The sequence below is a fragment of the Sulfurimonas sp. genome, assembly GCF_027056685.1.
GTDB lineage: Bacteria > Campylobacterota > Campylobacteria > Campylobacterales > Sulfurimonadaceae > Sulfurimonas.
The window spans coordinates 1-3401 of the sequence record NZ_JALUKE010000125.1 but is presented as its reverse complement, the minus strand read 5'-3'; the positions used below and the strand labels follow the sequence as shown (position 1 = coordinate 3401).

Genomic DNA, 3401 nt, shown 5'->3' with positions numbered 1-3401 from the left:
TGAAGTAAGTGACAGAGAAGAACTTAAAAAAATACTTGAAAATTCTCCTCGAATTGAAGCAATTAATTATATTGAGCAAGTGAGTACAAAAGAGGCATATAAACATACTTCAAGTACCTACTCAAATGTAGATTTTAAGTATGATACTCCTCCAAAGGCAGAGGCAAAAATAGTTGCGATTGACTTTGGTGTAAAGAGAAATATTTTAAATGAACTTGTCAGTGCTGGTATTGAAGTGGAAGTTATTCCAAACAGTTTTGATGCTAATGATTTGATTGAAAAGTATAAGGCAAAAACTATTGATGGAGTCTTTTTATCAAATGGGCCAGGTGATCCTCTTGTGCTTAAACGAGAACAAGAAGAGATTAAAAAGCTTATAGCTGCAAAAGTACCTATGTTTGGTATTTGTTTAGGGCATCAGTTGCTCTCTATTTCTCATGGATATGATACATTTAAACTAAAATTTGGACATCACGGTGGTAATCATCCTGTGAAAAATGAAAAGAGCGGACTTGTAGAGATTACAGCGCAAAATCATAACTATAATGTTCCTGATAATATCATTGAAATTGCAGAAGTAACACATAAAAATCTTTTTGACAATACTATTGAAGGTTTATCATATAAAAATGAGCCTATCTTTTCTGTGCAACACCATCCAGAAGCCTCTCCTGGACCAAAAGAGAGTCGTTATATTTTCTCGGAATTTCTCTCTTTGTTAAAAAGATAAAAGTAGTCATAGCACTACTTATTATCTTAAATCTTCTTTGTACGAAAAAACTCCCCATTTCTTAACTATAAATAAAATTACAAAACTAAACAAAAACCTAATATATTTTTTGATTTGTATCAGGATTAAGATATATTAAACCATTGAATTGCTATTATTTAGCCGTTGATTAGTTTGATAAGTGTATATCTACATTTATGAGACTTAATTGCTTTGAATCTTAAGGAGGCTATATATGGAGAATCGTCCATTAGAGTACGACTATACGGTTGCAAAGATGTTTATGCTTACAACAATTGTTTTAGGAATTGTTGGCATGAGTATCGGTGTTTTTATTGCATTTGAACTTGCATTTCCAGGATTGAACACAATCTTTGGCAAGACTATTGCAGAATACACGGCTTTCGGTCGTCTTCGTCCATTGCATACTGACTCAGTTGCATTTGGTTTTACAGTAAGTGGTATTTTTGCTACTTGGTTTTATGTTGGTCAAAGGGTACTAAAAGTATCTATGGCTGAATCAAAATTTTTGATGTTTATTGGTAAACTTCAATTTTGGTTATATATTATAGGTGTTGCCGCAGCAGTAGTTTCACTTTTCATGGGGTATACTTCTTCAAAAGAGTATGCTGAATTTGAATGGCCTATAGATATCGCTATCGTTGTTGTATGGGTACTATGGGGTGTGAGTATATTTGGTCTTATTGGTATTCGCCGTGAAAAATCACTTTATATCTCTGTTTGGTATTATATTGCTACATTCTTAGGTGTGGCTATGTTATATCTATTTAATAATATGGAAGTTCCTACAATGCTCGCTACTTCACCAATAGGTGAAACTGGTATTGGTAGTTGGATGCACTCTGTATCAATGTATGCAGGTACAAATGATGCACTTGTTCAATGGTGGTATGGTCATAATGCGGTTGCATTTGTATTTACGGTGCCTATTATTGCTATGATTTACTACTTCTTACCAAAAGAGTCTGGTCAAGCTATTTATTCATATAAATTATCTTTACTCTCATTTTGGGGTTTAATGTTTGTTTATCTTTGGGCTGGTGGTCATCACCTTCTTTACTCAACTGTTCCTGACTGGGTACAAACAATGGGTTCTATTTTTTCTATAGTTCTTATTTTACCATCTTGGGGTTCAGCGATCAATATGCTTCTTACAATGAAGGGTGAATGGCAACAAGTTGCAGCATCTCCATTGATTAAGTTTATGGTTCTTGCTTCAACTTTCTATATGTTCTCAACTCTTGAAGGTCCTATTCAAGCTATTAAATCAGTAAATGCAATTGCGCACTTTACTAACTGGATTCCAGGTCATGTTCATGATGGTACTCTTGGTTGGGTTGGATTTATGATTATTGCATCACTTTTCCATATGGCTCCTCGTGTATTTAAAAGAGAGTTATATTCAAAAGGTCTTATGGCTGCACAATTCTGGATTCAAACTTTAGGTATTGTTCTTTACTTTACTTCTATGTGGATTTCAGGTATTACTCAAGGTATGATGTGGCGTGCACATGATGAATTTGGTAACTTGGCTTACTCATTTATGGATACTGTTAATGTACTTCACCCTTACTATGCACTTCGTGGTTTAGGTGGTATATTCTATTTAACTGGTTTCTTAATGTTTGCTTACAATATTTACAAAACAATGTCTACTCGTCCTGTTGAAGAGTCAGAATTGCAAAATGCTTCGCCTATGGGCGCTTAAGAAAGGGAGGATTATATTATGTTTCATTGGTTAGAAAAACACCCGTTCTTGTTCTCAGTAGGTGTGTTCCTTACAATTGCGTTTGCTGGTTTGGTTGAAATTGTTCCAAACTTTGCACAAGCTGCCCGTCCTACAATTGGGACTAAACCTTATACATTGTTACAATTGGCTGGTCGTGATGTTTACATCAAGAACAGTTGTAACTCTTGTCACTCACAGCTAATTCGCCCATTTAAAGCGGAGACTGATCGTTATGGTCACTACTCTTTAAGTGGTGAATATGCGTATGACAGACCATTCCTATGGGGTTCTGAAAGAACTGGTCCAGACCTTCACCGAATAGGGAATTACCGTACAACACAATGGCATGAAAATCATATGATGGATCCTGCTAAAATTGTTCAAGGTTCTATTATGCCGGCATACCCATGGTTGTTTAAAAATAAAGCAGATATAAATACTGCATATGCTGAACAATTAACAGATGCAGAATTTTTTGCAGTGCCATATAATAAACCAGTACCTCTAAAAGATGGAAAAACTACTGTTATTCCAATGGCTAAAAGCGTTGCATCTGCAAATGCTATGGCTCTAAAAGAGGCAAAAGCAGTTGTGAAAGATATGCATAATCAAGATGTAAAAGATGCAGTTGCAAGAGGTGATATTCCTGAAATTGTAGCCTTAATTGCATATTTGAATAGTCTAAAATAGTGAAGGGGTTGTAGTGGATATTAATACATTTTCGGCGTATAGTTACTTTTTTCTAATTATATTTTTGGTGGTTGGTTCTTATAGCTATATTTATCATCTCTATAAAAATAGAAAAGACGCTTCTGGTGTTGATTATGAACACTACAGCAATATGGCACTAAAGGATGACATAGGTGATGCTCCGGTAAAACCTATGCCAGATGAAAAGAAAAAATAGGAGAGATATATGAA

General features: G+C 34.8%; 4 protein-coding genes. All 4 read left to right on the top strand.

Annotated elements, in window-relative coordinates; translation table 11 throughout:
- The coding region (locus MVY38_RS05540) for a carbamoyl phosphate synthase small subunit (protein WP_297484181.1) at positions 1-730 on the top strand (730 nt) is incomplete at its 5' end.
- 235 nt (positions 731-965) lie between these two features.
- Positions 966-2459, top strand: a complete 1494-nt coding sequence (gene ccoN / locus MVY38_RS05535) for a cytochrome-c oxidase, cbb3-type subunit I (protein ID WP_297484179.1) — start codon at positions 966-968, stop codon at positions 2457-2459.
- Positions 2460-2477: 18 nt separating this feature from the next.
- On the top strand, positions 2478-3170 hold the full coding sequence (ccoO, locus tag MVY38_RS05530; protein WP_297484177.1) for a cytochrome-c oxidase, cbb3-type subunit II: 693 nt from the start codon (positions 2478-2480) through the stop codon (positions 3168-3170).
- A 13-nt stretch (positions 3171-3183) separates the two neighbouring features.
- Positions 3184-3387, top strand: a complete 204-nt coding sequence (locus tag MVY38_RS05525) for a cbb3-type cytochrome c oxidase subunit 3 (RefSeq protein WP_297484175.1) — start codon at positions 3184-3186, stop codon at positions 3385-3387.
- Positions 3388-3401 lie beyond the last annotated feature (14 nt).